The following is a 19,833-nucleotide window of genomic DNA, read 5'->3' as shown; positions in this document are numbered from 1 at the left end:
GCGCTCCCCCCGATGGGGTACCTTGCTCCGCGAATGTCCCCCGCCCTTCGGGCTCCTCCTTGATTTCGCTGCGCAAGGCACCCCATCGACGGGAGCGTTATGCGCAGTGGTCGTTGATCAGCCGTTCACCAGCAGCGTGCCCAGGTGCACAGGGCACCGGGTGCTCCCCGCAGCGAAATCAAGGAGGAGGCCGCAGGCCGGGGGACATTCGCGGAGGGGAGTACCCGGTGTCCTGTGCACGCGCCCTGAACAAAACAGCGCTTGAACAAACCAGCACTTGAACAAACTCAAGTAGCAGCGTAACGCCCAGGCTTGTGGTTGATCCACAGAAAAAGCCCCATCACCACCGCAGCCAGCACCGACCACCCCACGCGCTGCGGCGGGATCACCAACAACGCGAGCAGCACCACCGTGCAGTCGATGCCGATCTGCACCTTGCCAGCGGGCCAGCCGCGCTTTTCCTGCAGGTACAGCGTCAGCACGGTCGCGCCGCCCAGGCTCGCGCGATGGCGCGCAAGAAACAGGCAGCCCGTACCCAGCAGCAGGCCGCCGAGCACCGCCGCGAAGGCCGGGTGCAGCGAATCGATCGAGATGTAGCGCGGCGCCCAATCGGTCATCACCGAGAGCAGCGCAATGGCAGAGAAGGTCTTGACCGTGAAGGCCCGGCCCATGTGGCGCCAGGCGAACCAGTAGAACGGCAGGTTCACCAGGAAGAACAGCTTTCCGAAGCTCATGCCCGTGGCGTAGTGCAAGAGAAATGCGATACCGGCCGTGCCGCCCGTGAGCAGCCCCGCCTGGCCGAACAGCATCATGGCGATGGCGACGAACAGCGTGCCCGAAAAGATGGCCTGCGCGTCGTCGAAGCGGGAGTGGCGCAGCAGTTCGGGCCGCGTGGTGGGTTGTTGTGGCGCATCCATGGCAGGCTTGACGCAAATCCCGCGCCACCTGGCGGCATCAGACCAGGTGGGTTGCCAGCATCTCCCGGGCCCGCGTCACGAACTCCGTCTCCCCCCGGCGCCCGGGCAGGAACTGGAACGCCACCCGCGGGAGCGCCGGCAGCCCGTGCGGCGGTGCCACGCGGCCCACGCCGTCGCATATCGCGGATTCGTTCAGGCAAGCCACGCCGAGCCCCGCGGCCAATGCCGACTGCAATCCCGCCACGCCCGATGCCACGTGCGCCAGCACGTAGGGCACCCGCCGACGCCGCAGCAGCGCGACCGTGTACTGATGCAGCGAGCAGGTGTCCGGCAGCGCCAGCAGCCGCACCGGTTCGCCGCGCGCGAGCCGCATGCCGGTGGCGCCAAGCCACACCAGCGATTCGCGCCGTATCACCGGGGCTTTGGCGCCCTGCTCCGGCGATGGCGTTGTGCCCGCGATGCTCATCGCCAGCCCCACGTCGAAATCGCCTTGCGCATAGGCGGCCCGCAGCGCATCGCTCTTGAGGATGCTCACATGCAGCCGCACCTGCGGATAGCTCTCGCCCAGGCGCCCGAGCAGCCGCGTGAGATCGCCGGGCCGGAAGTAATCGGTGACGGCGAGCCGCAGTTCGCCCTGCAGCGTCTCGCCATGCAGATCGCGGAACGCCTCGTCGCTGAGCGCGAGGATGCGGCGCGCATAGGCCAGGAGCCGCGTGCCGGCCTCAGTCGGCGCCACGCCGGCCTTGCTGCGTGTGAGCAGCGACTGCCCTGCCCGCTGCTCCAGCTTGCGTATCTGCTCGCTGACCGACGACTGCGACAGGAACACGCGCGGCGCGGCGGCCGTGAGGCTGCCTGCATCGATCACGGCCGCCAGGGTGCGAAGCTGTTCGAGGTCGAAGGTCTGCATGGCCCATCCATCCGGTTATCCGATGGATTCCATCATATCTTCCCGCTTTTCCGATGGCTATCGAAATCCCACAATGGCCCCATCGTTCATTCATTTCCTCACCAGGAGCCCGCCATGCCCCACATCGTCGTCCACCTCTCCGGCCAACCCGATGCCGCCCTCACCCGCAAGACTGTCGATACCGTCGCGGAGCTGACCCAGAGCGTGCTCGGCAAGCAGCTGCCGGTGATCGCCATCACGGTGCAGTACATCGCCGCCGACGCCTGGTTCATCGGCGGGCAGTCGCTGGCCTCGCTCGGCAAGTCGGCCTTCCACCTCGACATCAGCGTCACCGACGAGACCAACACCAAGGCCGAGAAGGCGCGCTACCTGCGCGAGGTGCATGCGGCCATGGCCAGGATCCGGCCCGACCTGCATGAGGTGTCCTACATCCATGTGATCGATGCGCGCGCCGCGGCCTACGGCTATGGCGGAAAGACCCAGGAGCACCGCCACCAGCAGGCCGGGGTTTGAAGCGGCGCCGGGGCATGGCACCATGCCACCATGTCCTCCGGAAAATCGCATGCGCCTGCCGACCGGCTCGGCAACGCCCTCACCCTCGATGACGCCACCAGCCTGCCGCTGGTCGACGACTTCGTCATGGGTTTCGTCTCGACCGAGGCGCGCGCCGTCAACCTGCTCGCGCTGGCCGAGAGCGACGCGAGCCCGATGGTGCAGGCGTACTGCGCCGCGCTGCATCTGTTCGCCGAGTCGCGCGAGGCGGCCGCCAACGCGCGGCCGTTCCTGGAAAAAGCCCGCGCCGGCGCCGCGCGTGCCACGCCGCGCGAGCAGCGCTTCATCGCGGCCGTCGAGGCCTGGGCCGCGGGGGACATCGCCCGCGCCATTGCGCTGCATGCCGAGCAGGCGCGCGAACATCCACGCGACCTGGTCTCGGTCAAGCTCGGCCAGTACCACTGCTTCAACACCGGCGACTGCCCGGGCATGCTGCGGCTCGCGCTCGCGGTGCTGCCCGCCGCGGCCGACGTGGCCTATGTGCATGGCATGGCGGCCTTCGGCTACGAGCAGTGCCACCTGATGCGCGAGGCCGAGGCGAGCGCGCGCTGCGCGATTGCCATGTGCCGCAAGGAGCCGTGGGCGCACCATGCGCTGGCGCACGTGATGCTCACCGAAGGCCGGCTCGCCGAAGGCCTTGCGTTCATGGAAAGCGTGAGCGACACCTGGACCGGGCTCAATTCCTTCATGGTCACGCACAACTGGTGGCACGTGGCGCTGTTCCTGATCGACCTGGGCCGCGACGCCGAAGCGCTCGCGGTGTATGACCGGCACGCCTGGGGCGTGGTCAAGGACTACTCGCAGGACCAGATTGGCGCGGTGTCGCTGCTCGCGCGGCTCGAGCTCGCGGGCATCGACGTCGGTGCGCGCTGGAGCGACGTGGCGGACCACCTGCGGCAGCGCCAGGCCGACCACGTGCTGCCTTTTCTCGACCTGCAATACCTTTACGGTCTCGCGCGCGCCGGCCGGCCCGAAGCCGAGGTGCTGCTGCGCAACATCGAGGCTTTCGCGCCCAACGCGCCACCCGCCACGCGCGCAGCCTGGCAACGCGTCTGCGTGCCCGCCGCGCACGGCCTCGTCGCGCATGCGCGCGGCGATTTCGCGGCCGCCGTCGAAGGCCTGGGCGCGGCCTTGCCACGCATGATCGAGATCGGCGGCAGCCATGCGCAGCGCGATCTGTTCGAGCAGTTGTACGTCGATGCGCTGGTGCGCGCCGGCACCGATTCCACGCTCGCCGCGGCGCAGGGCGTGCTGCAACAGCAGCTCAACAGCCAGCCCGAATCGCTGCGCCTGCGCCGGCAGGCGGCAGCCGTCTATGCGCGGCTCGGGCTCGGACAGCTCGCCGGGGGCGTGCCGACGCGGATGCCCTGAGCGAAGCGACCGCGGCCATGGCCCGGCTCGTCAGCTCTTCTGGAGATGCCGCCGCTGGTCGTAGATCGGCTGCGGCGGCAGGTCGGCCAGATGCCGCGTGTCGGCCCAGTCGACAATTTCGATGGCATCGGGCGTGGCCGGGTCGGCAATGCGGATGCGGTTGAAGCCCGCGTTGGGAATGTCGCTCTGGCGCGGCCCGCTGAGGCTGAGCCCGCGCGCGGTGCGCCACACCATGTCGAGCACGCCGCCGTGCGTGACGACCACCAGGCGCTGCCCCCGGTGCGCAGCCGCCAGGGCGCCGATGGCCGCGACGATGCGCGTGTGGAATTCGCGCGGCGTCTCGCCTTCGGGCATGGCGTGGTCTTCGCGGAACTCCAGCCATTGCTCCCAGGCGCGCGGATGCAGCGTCTGGATCTCGTCGGCGCGCATGCCTTCGACAATGCCGAAATACTGCTCGCGCAAGCCCGCCGATGTGACCACCGGCAGCGACAGCTGAAGCGAAGCCGGCGCGGCGGTCTGCTGCGCGCGCATGAGGTCGCTGCTGATGATGTGCTGCGCGGTTTCGCTCGCCAGCCGCAGGCCGAGGCGGCGCGCCTGCTCGTGGCCGATGTCGTTGAGCGGCACATCGGCATGCCCCTGGAATCGCAGTTCGCGGTTCCAGGCGGTTTCGCCGTGGCGGATCAGGATGAGTTCGGTCGCGGAGTCGGGTGGAGGCGTGGGCATGGAACGCCCATTCTCCACTGCGTGCGTGGCGCTCAGGACCTCGATGGCAGCATCTGTTGCACGGCCGCCACCTGCAGCTCGAACAGCGTCGCGCTCGCCCGCGCCGACGATGGCGCAAAATCCCGCCATGCCCCACCTTGTCCTGCTGCCCGGCCTTGCCTGCGACGAGCGCATCTGGGAGGCCCAGCTTCCCGCGCTGGCGCCTCTGCTCGAAACGCGCGTGACCGATGCCCACATGCGGCACGACACCATCGAAGCCATGGCCGCGGCCGTGCTGCGCGAGAACCCCGGCCCGCTCGTGCTGTGCGGCGCGTCGATGGGCGGCATGGTCGCGATGGAAGCCGCGCGGCAGGCGCCCGAACGCATCGCGGGGCTCGCGCTCTTGGGCACCAACGCCCGGCCCGAGGCGCCCGAGATGTACGAACTGCGCGAAAGCGCGATCGAATTGTTCGAGCGGGGCGAACTGCGCGACGTGATCGAGCCGAACGTCGTGTTCGCCTTTCATCCGACGCAGGCCGCCGATGAGGCGCTGGTGCAGCGCTATGTCGAGATCGTGCTGGATGCCGGCACGCAGCAGCTCGTCAGCCAGAACCGTGCGGTGATGCGGCGCCCCGATGCGCGCACCCACCTGCCCTCGCTGCGCGCGCCGGTGCTGCTGGTGTGCGGCGATACCGACCGGCTGACACCGCCCGACTGCACGCGCGAGATCGCGGCGCTGGTGCCGCATGCCGAAGTGGTGTGGGTGGCGCAATGCGGCCACATGCTCACGATGGAGAAGCCCGCTTCCGTGAACGCGGCGCTGCTCGCCTGGCTCGCTCAGTGGAGCTGACCGCCGGTTTCGGCCACGTCTTTTTCAACAGCCAGCGCGGTTGCAACCGAGATGCGCAGCGCCTCGACCAAGGTCGCCAGCGGCATGCTCGGCGCGCCGGGAAATCGCGCCGCCTGTTCGGGCAGGTAGGGAATATGGATGAAGCCGCCGCGCAGCCCCGGCACCGGATGCGTGGCCATGTGGTGCATCAGGCCGTAGAAGATGTGGTTGCAGACAAAAGTGCCTGCCGTGTTCGAGACCGCCGCCGGAATGCCGGCCGCACGCAGGTCGCGCACCATGGCCTTGATCGGCAGCGTCGAGAAATACGCAGCGGGCGCGCCGGGCACCACGGGCACGTCGATCGGTTGCCGGCCCGCGTTGTCGGCCATGCGGCCGTCGTCGATGTTGATGGCCACGCGCTCGGGCGTGATCTCGGCGCGGCCGCCGGCCTGTCCGATGCACAGCACCAACTGGGGCCGCAGTTCGTCCATCGCACTCGCCAGCGCCTCGATGGCCTGGCCGAACACGCAGGGCATCCGGCGCGCGTGCACGGTGGCGCGGCCGCACGTCCAGCCGTCGAGCGCGCGCACGGCCTCCCATGAGGGATTGAGGGCTTCGCGGTCGAAAGGATCGAATCCGGTCAGCAGGACATTCGTTCGCTGCGCCACGGCTTGAACAAAGTCGCTCAGGCCATCGCGCGAACCGCGATGCCCTCTTGCTGCAGGCGGTCGCGGATGCGGCGCGCAAAAGCCAGTGCGTGGGCACCGTCGCCATGCAGGCACACGGTCTGGGCATTGAGCGGCACGATGCTGCCGTCGATGGCCGTCACCCTGCGGTCGCGCACCAGCGAGAGCGTCTGGGCCAGCGACTGCTCTTCGTCCTCGATCAGCGCGCCGGGCTGGCTGCGCGGCACCAGGCTGCCGTCGGGCATGTAGCCGCGGTCGGCAAAAACCTCCTCGACGGGCGTGAGGCCGGCGCGGCGCGCGGCGTCGATCATGCCGCTGCCCGCGAGGCCGAAGAACCGGAGCGAGGGGTCGAAGCGCCGCACCGCTTCGCAGAGCGCGTCGGCGAGTTCGGGCTCCTTCACGGCCTGGTTGTAGAGCTGGCCGTGCGCCTTCACGTGCGAGAGCTGGCCGCCTTCGGCCTTGGCAATCGCGGCCAGCGCGCCGACCTGGTAGAGCACATTGGCCACGATCTCGTCGGGCGGCAGGTGCATGGTGCTGCGGCCGAAGTTCTCGCGGTCGGGAAAGCTCGGATGGGCGCCGATGGCCACGCCGTGCTCGATGGCCCAGCGCACGCATTGCCGCATGGTCTTGGCGTCGCCCGCATGCCAGCCGCACGCGATATTGGCCGAACTCACGAGGCCGAGCAGCGCTTCGTCGCTGCCGGCGCCTTCGCCGAGGTCGGCATTCAGGTCGATTTGCATTGGGTGGGTTCCTTCTTCAAGACAGCCGGCACATCGGAGCCCAGCCTGCGCGCATGGCTGCTCGCACAGTCTATGCCGGTCTCGTCCAACCCGCTGCCGCAAGCCCTTGCGCCACCTGCGCAAGATAGCGCTGCTGTTCGGCCCACGCCTCGAGCGCCGCGGCCATGTCGACCTGCACCAGCCGCAACCGGCCGTCCAGCGGCGCCTGTGCGAGCTTCCACAGGTCGGCGCGAATCACCACGCCGATGCGCGGATAGCCGCCGGTGGTCTGCGCGTCGCCCATCAGGATGATCGGCTGGCCCGAGGGCGGCACCTGAATCGTGCCGGGGATGACGCCCGACGAGAGCATGTCGGCTGTGCGCCGGCGCTTGAGCTCGGCGCCCGCGAGCCGGCTTCCCATGCGGTTGCTCTGCGCGGTGATGCGCCAGCGCTCGCTCCAGAGCAGCGACTGCGAAGCCACGGTGAACTGGTCGAACTCGGGGCCGGGCAACACGCGCAGCGCGATGGCCGAATCGCCTTCCTCGGGGCCCCAGTCTGGACCGCGCAGGCCGAACGGGCGCCGCGCGAGCTGGGTGGCACCGAGCGCCGCGGCGCCGAGCGGGAGCCGGTCGCCCTTGCGCAGCGCGCGCCCCTCGTGGCCGCCGAAGCCGGCCTTCAGGTCGGTGCTGCGCGAGCCGAGCACCGGCGGCACGTCGATGCCGCCCGCCACCGCGAGCCAGCTGCGCAACCCGGCTTTTTTCACGCCAGCTGCGTTGGCGCCCGCGAGCTTGAGCGTCTGGCCCGCCGCCACCGGGATGCTCCAGCAAGGCCAGATGGGCGTGCCGTCGAGCCGGGCGCCGAAGCCGTCGCCCGCCAGCGCGATGCGCGTGTCGGTCTCGAAGCGGATCTCGCAACCGCCCATGGTGAGCTCGAGGCCGGCCGCGCCGTCGGCATTGCCGACCAGCCGGTTCGCCAGCGTAAGCGCCAGCACGTCGAGCGCGCCGCCGGGACAGATGCCGAACTGGCGATGCCCGTGCCGCCCCAGGTCCTGCACCGAGGCCAGCATGCCGGGCTTCTGCACGAGCATCATGTCTGCACGCTTTCGACGACGAAGCGCACGCGGTCGCCCGGGCGCAGCAGGGTGGGCGGCTCGGCCGCCGGATCGAAGAGTTCGAGCGAGGTGCGGCCGATCAGCTGCCAGCCGCCCGGCGACACCAGCGGATAGATGCCGGTCTGCTCGCCGCCGATGCCGACCGATCGCGCGGGCACCGCCGCGCGCGGCTCGGCGCGGCGCGGCGTGGCGAGCTCGGGCGGCAGTCCGCCCATGAAGGCGAAGCCGGGCAGGAAGCCCAGCAGGTAGACCACGTACTCGGCCGCGCTGTGGCGCCGCACCACTTCGGCCGGCGTGAGCCCGGTGTGCGCCGCGACATCGGCAAGATCGGGGCCGTGCTCGCCGCCATACGCCACCGGAATCTCCACCCTGCGGCCTTCGACCGTGGCGGCCCGCAGCCGCGGCCAGGCTTCGTTCACGCGCGCCATCAGCACATCGATGCCGATGGCGATCGGATCGAAGGTCAGCGTGAGGTTGTTCATGCCCGGCAGCACCTCGCCCACGCCGGCCCACCGCTGCACCTCGGCGCCCAGCGCCCAGATCTGCTGCTGATGCGCCAGCGTGGCGGGCGGCGGCAGCTCGCAAAGCAACGCCGCATCGCCCAGCGGATGCAGGCGCGGCAAGGGAAATCGGCTACTCACGACCCAGGCTGCGCACCTTGGCTGCCAATTGCTTCTCCACATCGGGCGAAACGAACTTGTGGACCTCGCCGCCGAGCATGGCGATCTCGCGCACGAAGGTGCTCGAGATGAACTGGTACTTGTCGCTGGGCGTGAGGAACACGGTTTCGACATCGGGCATCAGCGAGCGGTTCATGCCCGCGAGCTGGAACTCGTAATCGAAGTCGGTCACGGCGCGCAGGCCGCGCACCATCGCCTTGCCGCCGCGCGCCACCACGAAGTCGCGCAGCAGGCCCGAGAAGCTCTCGACCGTGACCTGGTCGCTGTAGGGCTTCACGGCCTCGCGCGCCATCTCGATGCGCTCCTGCAGGCTGAACAGCGCCTTCTTGTGGTGGCCCGCCGCCACCGCGACGATGACCTTGGAGAAAAGCTGGGTTGCACGCCGCACCACGTCCTCGTGGCCGAGGGTGATGGGATCGAAAGTGCCGGGATAAACCGCGATCACGTTGCTGGCCATGGTGCTTCTTCCTCATGCAGCCGGTGCGGCTTGTCCGGCGGATTATGCAGTCCCGTTTGCGGCCTGCCGCAGCAAGTGAGCGTGCACCGCCCCTGCCTTGAGGTAACGAAAACCTACAAGGCTGAGCGCGGCAAGCTCTTCGTCGTTCCAGCGGCGCGGCGCCTCCAGGTAAACGGAGCCCCCGGCTTTCAGGGCGCGCGCGGCGGCGCGCAGCGCGGGTTCGTAGAGCGCGATGCTCTCGAAAGGCGGATCGAGAAACACGACATCCAGGCTGCCGGCGGGGGCGCGCTCGAGCGCGGTGAGCCCGTTGCCGCGCTCGATGCGAACGGCTTCGGCGGAAAGCTTCGTCTTCGCGGCCTGCAGCTGGGCCACCAGCGCGGCGTCCTGCTCGCAGAGCAGCACGCTCGCCGCGCCGCGCGATGCGGCCTCGAGGCCGAGCGCGCCGGTGCCCGCGAATGCATCGACACAATGCCAGCCCGGCAGCTCGCCGCCACCGACTCCCGCGATGCTCGCGAGCCAGTTGAACAGCGTTTCCCGCACACGGTCGGGCGTGGGGCGAAGGCCCGGCTTGTCGGCCACGGAAAGGCGGCTGCGCTTCCACAGGCCGCCGATGATGCGCACCTCGTGCGGCAGCGATTTCGATCTTGGTGACGGCGACGGCGACGGCGTCGAGGAGGAGCGCCTGGCGGCTGCGGCTTTCTTCTGGGGCATGCGGCAAGCTTAACGCCGCCGGCCGGGACCTCAGGCGCCGAGGAAAGCCCGCCGTGCCAGCAGCGCGGCAAGCACCAGCATCGTGCCGCCGATCAGCGCGTCGAGCATCTGCCAGGCACGCGGGCGCGCGAACACCGGCGCCAGCCAGCGCGCGCCGAAGCCCAGCGCCGAGAACCACAGCGCGCTCGCGAGCGCCGAGCCCGCGACGAACCAGGCCTTGAGCGAGCCGCCGTACTGGGCGCCGGTGCCGCCCACGAGCAGCACGGTGTCGAGATAGACATGCGGATTCAGCAAGGTGAAGCCCGCCGCCTGCGCCAGCACCGCGGTGCGCGAAAGCGACGCGCCCTGGGCCTTTGCGTGCAGCGCGCCGGGCTGCCGCGAACGCCACAGTGCCCGCAGCCCGTAGGCGCCGAGGAACAGCGCCCCAAGCCCTGCCAGCGCGGTGGCGAAGGCCGGCCGCCCTTCCAGCGCCTGTGCCATTCCGGCCACGCCCGCACAGATCAGGACCGCGTCGCTCGCCGCGCAGAACAGCACCACGGCGCTCACATGCTCGCGCCGCAGGCCCTGCCGCAGCACATAGGCGTTCTGTGCGCCGATGGCAACGATGAGCACCAGGCTCATCAAGAGCCCGTTGGCGAATGCGGCAGTGATTTGTTCGATGACCATGGCGCCAGCTTGCCGCCCCGTCCTAATTAACTCAAACTAAACTTCCTAAGCCACATTCAGTTTTTCTAATTCACACGAAACCATGCTCGACTACGCCGCCCTGAATGCACTGGCCGCCGTGGTGCGCGAAGGCACCTTCGAGCGCGCGGCCCGCGCACTCAACGTCACGCCATCGGCCGTCTCGCAGCGCGTGAAGCTGCTCGAGGAGCGCACGGGTGGCGCGCTGCTGGTGCGCGGCCAGCCTTGCGTGGCGACTGAAGCCGGGCAGCAGCTCTGCCGGCACATCGAGCGCGTGGGCATGCTGGAACACGAGTTGCGCGACGCGCTTCCCGCGCTCGGCATGGGCGGCAGGAGCGGTGAAATGGCCGAGCGCGTCACGGTGCGGGTGGCGGTGAACGCCGACAGCCTGGCCACCTGGTTCATGGCGGCCGCCGCGGCGTTCTCGAAGCAGGAAGAATCCGCCCTGCTCGACCTGACCGTGGACGACCAGGACCACACCGCCGAGCGCCTGCGCAGCGGCGCGGTGCTGGCGGCCGTCACCGCGCTGGCGCAGCCGGTGGCCGGCTGCAACAGCGAGGCGCTAGGCAGCATGCACTACGTGGCCGCCGCAAGTCCGGAATTCGTCGAGCGGTATTTCGCCAGGGGCGTGGGCGCGCGCACCTTGGCCCATGCGCCAAGCCTGGTGTTCGACCGCAAGGACCGGCTGCAGGCGCGCTGGGTGCGGCGCATCTGCCATCGCAGCATCGAGACGCCGCGGCACTGGCTGCCCTCGGCCCAGGGTTTCGTCGAAGCGGCGCGCGCCGGCATGGGCTGGGGCATGCTTCCGGCCAGCATGGCGGCCGACGCGATGCGCACGGGCGCCTTGGTGGAACTGGTGCCCGGCTCGGTGCTGCAGGTGCCGCTCTACTGGCAGCAGGCGCGCGCCGCGCCGCAACTGCTCGAACGCCTCAAGGCGGCGGTGCGCACGGCCGCCGCAAGCGGCACGCACGCGCTGCGCTGAACACGCTGCCTGCTACTTGCCGCCCACTACCACCGTCACCATGCGATCGGGCTGCAGCTTGCGCGCGAAGGCGGCCCGGACGTCGGCCGCCGTGACCGCGTTCATGCGCGCGGTCCAGGTGTCGAGATAGTCGAGCGGCAGGTCGTGCCAGGCGATGTTGGCCACGTTGCCGATGAGCTTGCGGTTGCTGTCCAGCAGCAGCGGGAAGCCGCCGATCAGGTTGTCCTTGGCAGCCTTGAGTTCGCTGGCGGTCGGGCCTTCGGCCACGAATTTTGCGACGACGTCGCGCGAGACCTTCACGGCTTCTTCAGCCTGGTCGGGACGCGTCTGAAAGCCGACGCGGAACGCACCGGCGTCCAGCCCCGGCGCAAAGCCGCTGTAGACGCTGTAGGCCAGGCCGCGCTTCTCGCGCACTTCGTTGGTCAGCCGCGAGACGAAGCCGCCGCCGCCCAGCACGTAGTTGCCGAGCGTGAGCGCGAAATGGTCGGGGTCCTTGCGCGGATAGCCGGGCTGGCCGATCAGCACGTGGGCCTGGGCCGACGCGAACGGAATGCGCTCGTCCTTGGGCGCGCCGAGCGCGGCCACCGGTGCGATCGCCGGGAGCGGCGTGCACGCCTCGGGTCCGGGCAGCCGCGACAGCAGCGCCGTGGCCATGGCTTCGGCCTCGGCGCGGGTCACGGCACCCACGATGCTGAGCTTGGCGCGACACGGCACGATCAGCTGCTGGTAGCGCTGCCGCATGGCGGCGGTGTCGATGCGCGCGAGCGTGGCTTCGGTGACTTCCTGCCCGTAGGGATGGCTGCCGTAGACGCTGTGCGCGAAGGCGCGGCCCGCGATGGTCGCCGGCTTGGTGTTGGCTTCCTTCAGCGACGCATTGATGCGTTCGCGCTCGCGCTGCCAGACATCGTCCGGAAAGGCCGGCTCGCCGATCTCGCGCGAGGCCAGCGCCACCACCTTGGCCAGCAGCGCCGGATCGGACAGCGTGCGCAGCGAGTAGCTGGCGCGGTCGGTGCCGGCGCTGGCGTTGAATTCGGCGCCCAGGTCGGCCCAGGCCTCGCCGAGCGCGTTCTCGTCGAGCGCCGGCTCGCCGTTCCTGCCGGCGCGCACGCCCTTCTCGACCATGGTCGCGCTCGCGCTGGCCAGGCCGGCCTGGGCTGCCGGGTCGCGCCGGCTGCCGGCGTCGAAATCGATCTGCACATCGACGATGGGCAGCGCCTGGGTCGACACCAGGTAGATCTTGGCGCCGCTCGCGAGCGTCCAGTGCTCGATCGGCAGCGCGGCTTGCGCGGCGTTCAGGCCTGCGAAGGCAGTGGCGGCCGCGAACAGCGCGGAGCGCAGGATTTTTGTCATTGTTGTCATGGGTTCCGGGCCTTCAGCGCAGTTCACCTTCGGGGGCGGCAAAACCGCGGCCGCGGGGCCTGGCTTCGAGCGGCAGGGGGCGCAGGGTGGCCACGGTAAGCTGGTCGTCGCCGAAGTATTTGGCGGCCACCGCCTGCACCTGGGCCGGCGTGACGGCCTGCAGCTTCGCGATGATCCGTTCGCTGGTATCCAGCGGCAGCCCCTGCACCCAGTTGCTGCCGAGCTCGCGGGCCTGCGCCATCACGGAATCGCGCTTGTAGGTCTGGCTGGCCACCCATTGCGTCTTGACGCGCGCGAGTTCGGCGTCGCTCACGCCCTCCTTCGCAACGCGCGCCACCTGGGCGCGCAGCGCGGCCTCGACCGCTTCGGCGCTCTTGCCGTGTGCCGGCACGCCCACCAGCGTGAACAGCTGCGGCCCGCGGCCGGCCAGGCCCGAGTAGGCACCGGCCGAATCGGCCACGCGGTCGGGCCCCTGGGTCAGGGCGCGGTCGAGCCGCGCGCCCGTGTAGCCGTCGAGCACGGCCGACAGCACTTCGAGCGCCCACACGTCGCTGTCCGCGGCTTCGAGGTTCTCCAGCTGCGGAATGCGGAACGCGAGCGACACGTAGGCCTGCTCGGCCGGCGCCTTGAACTCGATGCGGCGGATGCCGCGCTGCGCGGGCTCGGTGCGCGGCTTGCGCGCGGGCACGGCGCGCGCGGGAATGCGGCCGTAGTACTTCTCGGCCAGCGCACGCACCTGGGCCACGTCGACATCGCCGGCCACCACCAGGGCGGCATTGGCCGGCACGTACCAGCGGCGGAAGAAGGCGCGCGCGTCGTCGGGCGTCATCGCGTCGAGATCGCTCATCCAGCCGACCACGGGGCGGTGGTAGGGCGAGGCCGTGAACACGGCCGCGTTCTGCTGTTCGCCGAGCAATGCGCGCGGCTGGTCGTCGGTGCGCAGGCGCCGTTCTTCCTTGACCACCTCGATCTCGCGCTTGAACTCGTCGTCGGACCACTGGTTGTTGGCGAAGCGGTCCGATTCGAGCTTCATGACCTGCTCCAGGCTGGCCACGGGAATCTGCTGGTAGTAGCCGGTGTAGTCGCGCGTGGTGAAGGCGTTTTCCTGGCCGCCCAGCGCCGCCACGCGGCGCGAGAACTCGCCGGGCTTGATGTCCTTGGTGCCCTTGAACATCATGTGCTCGAGCACGTGGGCCACGCCCGAAGTGCCGTCGACCTCGTCGACCGAGCCCACGCGAACCCAGACCATCTGCACCGCGGTGGGCGCACGCCTGTCGGGCTGCACCAGCAGCGTCATGCCGTTGGCCAGGGTGAATTGCTGGGGAGTGGACGCCGCAGCGGCAGCGTCGGCTGGAGCGGCGGTGGATGGAGCGGCGGAAACCGGTGTGGGCTGGGCCTGCGCAGGCATGGCCCACAGCGCGGAAAGCGCCACTGCCAGCACCGCACCGGACGCAGCACGGCGTGGCGAGGGGTGTTTCATAGAATGGGTCCGATTGTAAAAAGCTCCTGATGTTCAGTTTCTTCAAGAAAAAACCGCCTGCCGAATCACCGGCCGCGCCGGCGCCCCCCCCGGCCGCCGAGCCGGCACCGGCCCCCGAGCCTGCGCCGGCACGCTCGGTGTTCTCTCCGTCGAGCTGGTTCGGCTCGAAGCCTGCCGCGGAGGAAGCGGCGCCCCCGCCTGCAGCGCCAGCCACAGCGCCCGCGGTAGCGCCTCCGCCGCCGCCGCCGCCGGCAGTTGCGCCACCGGCCGCCCCCGCTGCGCCGAACGCCACACCGACACCGACACCGACACCAGCACCAGCACCAGCGCCTGCATCACCCCTCGCACCCGCCGACCTGGCCGAGCCCCTGCCCGCCCTCATCACCGATGCGGCCATGGCAGCCGAGCGCAAGGGCTGGTTCGACAAGCTCAAGACCGGCCTGCGCAAGACTGGCACCGGCATCCAGGCGGTGTTCGTCAATGCCCAGATCGACGACGCGCTGTACGAGGAGCTCGAATCGGCCCTGCTGATGGCCGATACCGGCGTCAAGGCCACCGAGTTCCTGCTCGACGACCTGCGCGGCCGCGTCAAGCGCCAGATGGCGACCGATGCGGCGCAAGTGAAGCGGCTGCTGGCCGACGCCATCACCGACCTGCTCCAGCCGCTGGAAAAGCCGCTGGTGATCGGTCAGTTCACACCGACGGTGATCATGGTGGCGGGCGTGAACGGCGCCGGCAAGACCACCTCCATCGGCAAGCTCACCAAGCACTTGGCCAACGAGGGTGCCTCGGTGCTGCTGGCGGCAGCCGACACCTTCCGCGCGGCTGCGCGCGAGCAGCTGCTGGTCTGGGCCGACCGCAACACGGTCGAGATCGTGAGCCAGGAAGGCGGGGATCCATCGGCAGTGAGTTTCGACGCGGTCACGGCCGGCAAGGCGCGCGGCAAGGACGTGGTGCTGGTCGACACCGCCGGCCGGCTGCCGACGCAGTTGCACCTGATGGACGAGCTCAAGAAGATCAAGCGCGTCGTCACCAAGGCCGACGCCACCGCGCCGCACGAGGTGCTGCTGGTGATCGACGGCAACACCGGGCAGAACGCCCTGGCGCAGGTCCGGGCCTTCGACGAGACGCTGGGCCTCACCGGCCTGGTGGTGACCAAGCTCGACGGCACGGCCAAGGGCGGCGTGCTCTGCGCCATTGCGCGCGAGCGGCCGATCCCGGTCTACTTCATCGGCGTGGGCGAGAAGCTGGAAGACCTCGAAACCTTCAACGCGCGCGAGTTCGCGCTGGCGCTGCTGGGCTGACGCGCCAGCAGCGCAACCCGCTGCCGCTCAAAGGCGCTCAAAGGCCGAAGAGCGAACGGGTATCGCAGAGAAAGCCGGTGCAGTTGGCGGGCCGGATGTAGAGCGTCCTGACCTGGCCGCTCGGCAGGCCGTATTCGCCCACCAGCGCGTTGCCCTTGGCACCTTCGGCATTCGCCTGCGCAATGTAGTCCGCGCTGTTGCCGGCGGGCTGCAGGTTCAGGTAGCTGAAGGTGGCCGATTGCGAAAGGTCTTTCTCGTAGAGCAGCCTCGTGCCGTCCGAGAAGCCGTAGCCGGTCTTGAACCGGAAGCCCCGCGCGCCCTGGGCCTCGAGCTGTGCCAGGAAGTCGGCATCGCTGCCGGGCTCGCCCAGCGCTTCATAGCCGTAGGTGGCGTTGCCTTGCGCGTCCTTCTGATAGACCAGCACCGTGGTCCCGCCCACCATGTAGCCGCCGCCGACACTGTAGTAGCCGTTGCCGCCCTGGGCGTTGACCTGCGACAGATAGCCGGCGCTGTCGGCCGGCGAGGCCAGCACGGCATAGGTGTAGGTCGATGCGGATTTGTTGTCCTTGCGGTAGAGCGTCCGGACCTGGCCGCCCACCGCGTACGGCCCGCCCCATTTGAAGCCCCTGGCGCCCTGGGCGTTGAGCTGGTCCTGGAGTTCCGCCGCGGAACTGGCGACCGGTAGCAGCTCGAAGGCATAGGCGGTCTCGGCATCCTTCACGTAAGCCTCGACCACCTCCACGCTGGTCAGGCTGGTGGTGAAGGCCAGGCCGCTGAAGAAGCGAAACGACCTTGCGCCTTGCGCATTGAGCTGATCGAGAAATGCCGCAGCATCGGCGACCGGCGGCAGGGCCTCGTACAGGAAGGTACGCGTGGCCGGCGCCGGCGCCGGCGCCGGAGCTGGGGCCGGAGCGGGCGCGGGTGCTGGCGATGGTGCAGGAGCTGGCGCGGGCGCGGGCGCCGGTGCCGGTGCCACCGGCAAGCCGGCGAAGCCGCCGCCACCATTTCCACCGCCGCCGCAGGCAGCCAAAGTTGCGGCGAGCGCCGAAATCCAGAGTCTTGCTTGCATGAGAATCTCCCCCCGAGAAACGTTGATGTGTGCGACCGTGCAACGGTAAAGCCCGGCGGGTTGGCCCGCCAGTGCCGAAAGTCACTGTGCGCCGGAGGGCGCGAGTTCGGCCAGGGTCTGGAACAGCTTGCCGGCGTCCACCGGCTTGAACAGCACGGCGACGCCGGATGCACGGACCCGCTTCAGGCGTTCCGGCGCTGTTTCGCCGGTGACCAGCAACAACGGCATGCCGGAGCCGAAGCGTTGGCGCAGGCGCAGGCCGGTATCGAGTCCGTCAGTGCCGTTGGCCAGTCGGTAGTCGCAGATCAGCAGATCGAAGGGCTGGGCCCGGCCCTGCGCCTGTGCCATGGCCTCTTCGGCCTGCGCTTCGTCGGCCACCGCCTGCACCTCGATCGACCAGGAGCGAAGCAGTTGGCCCATGGCCTCCCGGATTTCCGCTTCGTCGTCGACCAGCAGCACGCGGCCGGGCAGCGCCTGTGCCGCTGCATCGCGGCGCCGATGTGCTTCCACACCCTGGAGGATCGGGCCGGCCGGCGGTGCGCCCACCCGCGGCCCGGCCGCAGGCAGCACCACGCGAAAGCAGGTTCCCCGGCCCGGGCGCGAATGCACCTGCATCGGATGGTCCAGCAGCCGCGACAGGCGCTGCACGATCGACAGGCCGATACCCAGGCCCTGCGAGCGGTCCCGGCCGAGATTGCCGACCTGGTAGAACTCCTCGAAGATGCGCCCCAGCTGCTCGGGGGCGATGCCGATGCCGGTGTCGCGCACCTCGATCCAGACGGCATCTGCACGCGCCCGGGCCGTCACGGTCACGCCGCCGCTCGCCGTGTACTTGAGTGCGTTGTCGATCAGGTTGGAAAGCAGGCGATGCAACAGCTGCGGATCGCTGTGCACCCACAGCCCGCTCGCGCGCACGCGCAACTGCAGTTCCTTCTGCTCGGCGCGTGCCGAGAACATGTGGTTGAGCGGCAGGAACAAGCCGTCGAGCTGCACCGCCTGAAGCTCGGGCAAGACCACCCCCGCATCCAGCTTCGAGACGTCGAGCATGGTGTCCAGCGACGTGCCCAGCGCATTCACGGCGCGCATCAGGCGCTCGGCATTGACTCCTTCCGGACGGCCGCGCAGCTCGTTCTCGAGCGCGGCGCCGAACAGCGCGATGGCGTGCAGCGGCTGCCGCAGGTCATGGCTGGCGCTGGCCAGGAAGCGGGTCTTTTCCTGGCTGGCCCGTTCGGTGGCGGCGATCTGTTCCTCCAGCCGCACGGCCAGGGCCTCCTTCTCGAAGCGCAGGATCAGCGAATCGGCCAGCAGCCTGTGCTCCTGAACGCCGACGCGCAGCATGAGGAAAAGGTAGATCGCGGCAAAGGCCGCGAGGAAGAGATGGATGGAGTCGCGCTGCCAGGCCAGGGCAATGATCAGCCCGCCCATCATGGGCAGCGTGTGGCCGAACAGCGCCGCCTTCAGCGGCCGCAGCGACTGCACGGCACGGGCGCAGTTGCCCATCATCACCACCATCAGCGCGGCGGTGACCGGCAGGTTGCCCGCGGGCACGAAGATCCACGGCGCCAAGGCATCGGCAAACCCGAGCAGGGTCACGATGCGGGTGATCTTGCGCGCCCACCAGGCGCTGTCGGCCGCCCGAACCGAGGGATTCCAGCGCGGCGTGAAGTACATGCCCAGGTACAGCGTCAGATGCAGCACGACGAAGGGCAGCACCATCGGGTCGCCCAGTTGCAGGTACATGAACGCGCCGAGCACCAGCACGAAGACGACGCGGGCCAGGAAGGTCGCGTTGTAGTTGAAATAGACCGACGCCACGTGCTCGCGCAGCACCTGCTGGCTCAGCGGCGCGTCGGCCATGCGCAGCGGGCTCAACGCAGGCTGCTGATCAGCTGCGCACGCGAACGCACGCCGAACAGCAGCAGGATGGTCGATACGTGGTTCTTCACCGTGCCCTCGCTCAGGTTCGCGAGCTGGGCGATTTCCTTGTTCGCCTTGCCTTCGAGCACCCACTGCATCACCTGCATCTGGCGCGGCGTGAGTTCCTGCCAGGCGCTGGCCTGGGCGGATTCAGCCCAGCTGCCGAGCGCCTTCGGCACCGTGGCGAGAGGGGAGATTCCGGATGCGCCGGGCTCGAGCAGGCCGCAGGCGCGGATGAATCCCACCACCTCCTTCAGGTCCGCCGACTTGGGAAGAAAGGCGCTCGCGCCCAACGCCACCGCCCCCTGCGCCAGCGACGTGCTGCCGGTGCCCGAAAGCACCACGATGCGGGCGGACGGATGGCGCAGGCGGAATTCCGCGAGGCCGCTCAGGCCGTGGGTGTCGGGCAGCGCCAGGTCCAGCAGCACCAGGCGGATCGACTCGCGGTGCTTTTCGTAGAGCGCCAGCGCCTCGGCCGCGCTGCCGGCCTCGAAGACCTCGATGCTCGCGCCCGAAGAAGCGGTCTGCGCCTGAACCAGCGCACGCACCCCGAGCCGCAGCAGATCGTGGTCGTCCACCACCAGGATCGCGCCCGGCGGGTGCGCCGGGATACCGCCGCCCAGAAGCGGCGGCGGCGGATGGGAGGAAGATTCGAGCGAGGCCACGCGGTCGATCTTAGCGATGCCCCCCGCGCGCAACAGTGCCCAAAGTCATGGTGCGGCCACCGGATTCGGGAAGCGCTTGCTACCGTTTGCATAGCACTTGCCATCCGCTGCGGGCGGGAGCACCATGCGCTACCCCGCCGCACCGAACGGAACGGCGCTTCTGGAGACAGGAACATGATGCACACCGCCGATGCTCCGCTGGCTGCGGGCGGACGCAAGGTCGACAGGCTGCTGGCCCACTACGGCGAAAGCCACCGCCATCCCACCAACGAGCTGATCCACTTCGCCGCGATTCCGGCCATCATGCTGAGCATCGTCGGCCTGCTGTTTGTGCTGCATCCGTGGGTGGCTTACATCTTCGTGGCGGCGAGCCTGGTCTACTACGCCACGCTCCGCTCCCCTGCCTTCCTCGTCGCCATGCTGGCCGGCACGGCCCTGGTGCTGGCGCTGGTTCACGCCATGGGCAGCCTTGTACTGCCGGTTTCCGCCGCCATCTTCGTGGTGGCATGGATCTTCCAGTTCATCGGCCACAAGATCGAAGGCAGGAAACCTTCTTTCTTCGAAGACATCCAATACCTCTGGGTGGGGCCCCTGTTCGTACTCTCCAAGCTGTTTTTGCGCCTCGGTATCCGCTGGTAAGCCTCGGGTCGGACGGCGCCGCAGGCCGGATCGCCGCCCGGCTGACAGCTTTGGCTATCGGTGCGATAGAAACTTAGGGGGAACCCTTAGCT

Annotated in this window: 21 protein-coding genes; 6 read left to right on the top strand and 15 right to left on the bottom strand. The window is 69.4% G+C overall.

The genetic code is table 11. The annotated features are described in order from the left end of the window. Nucleotides 1-287: 287 nt before the first annotated feature. Together QFZ47_RS17395 and QFZ47_RS17390 are read right to left on the bottom strand one after the other, a co-directional pair. Nucleotides 288-917 (bottom strand): YitT family protein, encoded by a 630-nt coding sequence (locus QFZ47_RS17395; protein WP_307656810.1) that lies wholly within the window; start codon nucleotides 915-917, stop codon nucleotides 288-290. A gap of 37 nt (nucleotides 918-954) precedes the next feature. Continuing rightward, on the bottom strand, nucleotides 955-1,824 hold the full coding sequence (locus QFZ47_RS17390) for a LysR family transcriptional regulator (protein WP_307656809.1): 870 nt from the start codon (nucleotides 1,822-1,824) through the stop codon (nucleotides 955-957). A 114-nt stretch (nucleotides 1,825-1,938) separates the two neighbouring features. Between QFZ47_RS17390 and QFZ47_RS17385 the strand changes: the two genes are divergently transcribed. Both QFZ47_RS17385 and QFZ47_RS17380 read left to right on the top strand, forming a co-directional pair. Next, on the top strand, nucleotides 1,939-2,337 hold the full coding sequence (locus QFZ47_RS17385; RefSeq protein ID WP_307656808.1) for a tautomerase family protein: 399 nt from the start codon (nucleotides 1,939-1,941) through the stop codon (nucleotides 2,335-2,337). Between the two features lie 30 nt (nucleotides 2,338-2,367). Beyond that, nucleotides 2,368-3,747, top strand: coding sequence for a tetratricopeptide repeat protein (locus QFZ47_RS17380; RefSeq protein ID WP_307656807.1), 1,380 nt, complete (start codon nucleotides 2,368-2,370; stop codon nucleotides 3,745-3,747). Between the two features lie 30 nt (nucleotides 3,748-3,777). Here QFZ47_RS17380 and QFZ47_RS17375 read toward each other — a convergent pair whose 3' ends face one another. Further along, complete coding sequence (locus tag QFZ47_RS17375; protein WP_307656806.1) at nucleotides 3,778-4,470, bottom strand: histidine phosphatase family protein; 693 nt, start codon at nucleotides 4,468-4,470, stop codon at nucleotides 3,778-3,780. Nucleotides 4,471-4,597: 127 nt separating this feature from the next. On the opposite strand from QFZ47_RS17375, the gene QFZ47_RS17370 reads away from it, so the two are divergent. Next, entirely contained in the window at nucleotides 4,598-5,299 is a 702-nt protein-coding gene (locus QFZ47_RS17370; RefSeq protein WP_307656805.1) for an alpha/beta fold hydrolase, read from the top strand. Here QFZ47_RS17370 and pcp read toward each other — a convergent pair. From pcp to QFZ47_RS17335, 7 genes are all read right to left on the bottom strand, one after another. Further along, nucleotides 5,287-5,946 (bottom strand): pyroglutamyl-peptidase I, encoded by a 660-nt coding sequence (gene pcp / locus QFZ47_RS17365; protein ID WP_307656804.1) that lies wholly within the window; start codon nucleotides 5,944-5,946, stop codon nucleotides 5,287-5,289. The genes QFZ47_RS17370 and pcp overlap by 13 nt on opposite strands. A 17-nt stretch (nucleotides 5,947-5,963) precedes the next feature. Further along, the gene (pxpA, locus tag QFZ47_RS17360) at nucleotides 5,964-6,704 is read right to left on the bottom strand and encodes a 5-oxoprolinase subunit PxpA (protein WP_307656803.1); all 741 of its coding nucleotides are present in this window, start codon (nucleotides 6,702-6,704) and stop codon (nucleotides 5,964-5,966) included. A 70-nt stretch (nucleotides 6,705-6,774) separates the two neighbouring features. After that, nucleotides 6,775-7,773, bottom strand: coding sequence for a 5-oxoprolinase subunit C family protein (locus QFZ47_RS17355; RefSeq protein WP_307656802.1), 999 nt, complete (start codon nucleotides 7,771-7,773; stop codon nucleotides 6,775-6,777). Continuing rightward, nucleotides 7,770-8,417 carry a 5-oxoprolinase subunit PxpB gene (pxpB, locus tag QFZ47_RS17350; RefSeq protein WP_307658957.1) on the bottom strand — a complete coding sequence of 216 codons (648 nt, stop codon included), beginning with the start codon at nucleotides 8,415-8,417 and terminating at the stop codon, nucleotides 7,770-7,772. The genes QFZ47_RS17355 and pxpB overlap by 4 nt, the downstream gene beginning before the upstream one ends. 10 nt (nucleotides 8,418-8,427) lie before the next feature. Then, entirely contained in the window at nucleotides 8,428-8,931 is a 504-nt protein-coding gene (gene coaD / locus QFZ47_RS17345) for a pantetheine-phosphate adenylyltransferase (protein WP_015867138.1), read from the bottom strand. Nucleotides 8,932-8,973: 42 nt separating this feature from the next. After that, entirely contained in the window at nucleotides 8,974-9,642 is a 669-nt protein-coding gene (locus QFZ47_RS17340; RefSeq protein WP_307656801.1) for an RsmD family RNA methyltransferase, read from the bottom strand. Between the two features lie 30 nt (nucleotides 9,643-9,672). Further along, complete coding sequence (locus QFZ47_RS17335; RefSeq protein WP_307656800.1) at nucleotides 9,673-10,308, bottom strand: LysE/ArgO family amino acid transporter; 636 nt, start codon at nucleotides 10,306-10,308, stop codon at nucleotides 9,673-9,675. Between the two features lie 82 nt (nucleotides 10,309-10,390). On the opposite strand from QFZ47_RS17335, the gene QFZ47_RS17330 reads away from it, so the two are divergent. After that, entirely contained in the window at nucleotides 10,391-11,308 is a 918-nt protein-coding gene (locus tag QFZ47_RS17330; RefSeq protein WP_307656799.1) for a LysR family transcriptional regulator ArgP, read from the top strand. Between the two features lie 12 nt (nucleotides 11,309-11,320). On the opposite strand, the gene QFZ47_RS17325 is transcribed toward QFZ47_RS17330, so the two are convergent. Then, the gene (locus tag QFZ47_RS17325) at nucleotides 11,321-12,667 is read right to left on the bottom strand and encodes a M16 family metallopeptidase (protein ID WP_307656798.1); all 1,347 of its coding nucleotides are present in this window, start codon (nucleotides 12,665-12,667) and stop codon (nucleotides 11,321-11,323) included. Nucleotides 12,668-12,680: 13 nt separating this feature from the next. Then, the gene (locus tag QFZ47_RS17320; protein WP_307656797.1) at nucleotides 12,681-14,147 is read right to left on the bottom strand and encodes a M16 family metallopeptidase; all 1,467 of its coding nucleotides are present in this window, start codon (nucleotides 14,145-14,147) and stop codon (nucleotides 12,681-12,683) included. 29 nt (nucleotides 14,148-14,176) lie between these two features. Here QFZ47_RS17320 and ftsY point away from each other — a divergent pair, with 29 nt between their 5' ends. Further along, entirely contained in the window at nucleotides 14,177-15,451 is a 1,275-nt protein-coding gene (ftsY, locus tag QFZ47_RS17315) for a signal recognition particle-docking protein FtsY (RefSeq protein WP_307656796.1), read from the top strand. 37 nt (nucleotides 15,452-15,488) lie between these two features. Here ftsY and QFZ47_RS17310 read toward each other — a convergent pair whose 3' ends face one another. The 3 genes from QFZ47_RS17310 to QFZ47_RS17300 form a co-directional block, all read right to left on the bottom strand. Further along, nucleotides 15,489-16,520, bottom strand: a complete 1,032-nt coding sequence (locus QFZ47_RS17310; RefSeq protein ID WP_307656795.1) for a hypothetical protein — start codon at nucleotides 16,518-16,520, stop codon at nucleotides 15,489-15,491. 81 nt (nucleotides 16,521-16,601) lie between these two features. Then, a complete protein-coding gene (locus tag QFZ47_RS17305; protein WP_307658956.1) occupies nucleotides 16,602-18,377 on the bottom strand; it encodes an ATP-binding response regulator in 1,776 nt (591 codons plus the stop codon). An 11-nt stretch (nucleotides 18,378-18,388) separates the two neighbouring features. Continuing rightward, on the bottom strand, nucleotides 18,389-19,102 hold the full coding sequence (locus tag QFZ47_RS17300) for a response regulator transcription factor (protein ID WP_307656794.1): 714 nt from the start codon (nucleotides 19,100-19,102) through the stop codon (nucleotides 18,389-18,391). Nucleotides 19,103-19,276: 174 nt separating this feature from the next. Here QFZ47_RS17300 and QFZ47_RS17295 point away from each other — a divergent pair, with 174 nt between their 5' ends. Continuing rightward, nucleotides 19,277-19,741 carry an Mpo1 family 2-hydroxy fatty acid dioxygenase gene (locus tag QFZ47_RS17295; protein WP_307656793.1) on the top strand — a complete coding sequence of 155 codons (465 nt, stop codon included), beginning with the start codon at nucleotides 19,277-19,279 and terminating at the stop codon, nucleotides 19,739-19,741. Nucleotides 19,742-19,833: the final 92 nt, after the last annotated feature.

This window comes from Variovorax paradoxus (assembly GCF_030815975.1).
In the GTDB taxonomy this organism is placed as follows: domain Bacteria; phylum Pseudomonadota; class Gammaproteobacteria; order Burkholderiales; family Burkholderiaceae_C; genus Variovorax; species Variovorax paradoxus_N.
Note: the sequence above shows the minus strand (reverse complement) of the source record. Positions and strands in the feature narration are given on the sequence as shown.

Bases quoted from the DNA above. Each gene is read 5' to 3' on its own strand.
- QFZ47_RS17395 (WP_307656810.1), bottom strand. From the start codon at position 917: ATGGATGCGCCACAACAACCCACCACGCGGCCCGAACTGCTGCGCCAC.
- QFZ47_RS17390 (WP_307656809.1), bottom strand. From the start codon at position 1,824: ATGCAGACCTTCGACCTCGAACAGCTTCGCACCCTGGCGGCCGTGATC.
- QFZ47_RS17385 (WP_307656808.1), top strand. From the start codon at position 1,939: ATGCCCCACATCGTCGTCCACCTCTCCGGCCAACCCGATGCCGCCCTC.
- QFZ47_RS17380 (WP_307656807.1), top strand. From the start codon at position 2,368: ATGTCCTCCGGAAAATCGCATGCGCCTGCCGACCGGCTCGGCAACGCC.
- QFZ47_RS17375 (WP_307656806.1), bottom strand. From the start codon at position 4,470: ATGCCCACGCCTCCACCCGACTCCGCGACCGAACTCATCCTGATCCGC.
- QFZ47_RS17370 (WP_307656805.1), top strand. From the start codon at position 4,598: ATGCCCCACCTTGTCCTGCTGCCCGGCCTTGCCTGCGACGAGCGCATC.
- pxpA (WP_307656803.1), bottom strand. From the start codon at position 6,704: ATGCAAATCGACCTGAATGCCGACCTCGGCGAAGGCGCCGGCAGCGAC.
- QFZ47_RS17355 (WP_307656802.1), bottom strand. From the start codon at position 7,773: ATGATGCTCGTGCAGAAGCCCGGCATGCTGGCCTCGGTGCAGGACCTG.
- coaD (WP_015867138.1), bottom strand. From the start codon at position 8,931: ATGGCCAGCAACGTGATCGCGGTTTATCCCGGCACTTTCGATCCCATC.
- QFZ47_RS17340 (WP_307656801.1), bottom strand. From the start codon at position 9,642: ATGCCCCAGAAGAAAGCCGCAGCCGCCAGGCGCTCCTCCTCGACGCCG.
- QFZ47_RS17335 (WP_307656800.1), bottom strand. From the start codon at position 10,308: ATGGTCATCGAACAAATCACTGCCGCATTCGCCAACGGGCTCTTGATG.
- QFZ47_RS17330 (WP_307656799.1), top strand. From the start codon at position 10,391: ATGCTCGACTACGCCGCCCTGAATGCACTGGCCGCCGTGGTGCGCGAA.
- QFZ47_RS17325 (WP_307656798.1), bottom strand. From the start codon at position 12,667: ATGACAACAATGACAAAAATCCTGCGCTCCGCGCTGTTCGCGGCCGCC.
- QFZ47_RS17320 (WP_307656797.1), bottom strand. From the start codon at position 14,147: ATGAAACACCCCTCGCCACGCCGTGCTGCGTCCGGTGCGGTGCTGGCA.
- ftsY (WP_307656796.1), top strand. From the start codon at position 14,177: ATGTTCAGTTTCTTCAAGAAAAAACCGCCTGCCGAATCACCGGCCGCG.
- QFZ47_RS17310 (WP_307656795.1), bottom strand. From the start codon at position 16,520: ATGCAAGCAAGACTCTGGATTTCGGCGCTCGCCGCAACTTTGGCTGCC.
- QFZ47_RS17305 (WP_307658956.1), bottom strand. From the start codon at position 18,377: ATGGCCGACGCGCCGCTGAGCCAGCAGGTGCTGCGCGAGCACGTGGCG.
- QFZ47_RS17295 (WP_307656793.1), top strand. From the start codon at position 19,277: ATGATGCACACCGCCGATGCTCCGCTGGCTGCGGGCGGACGCAAGGTC.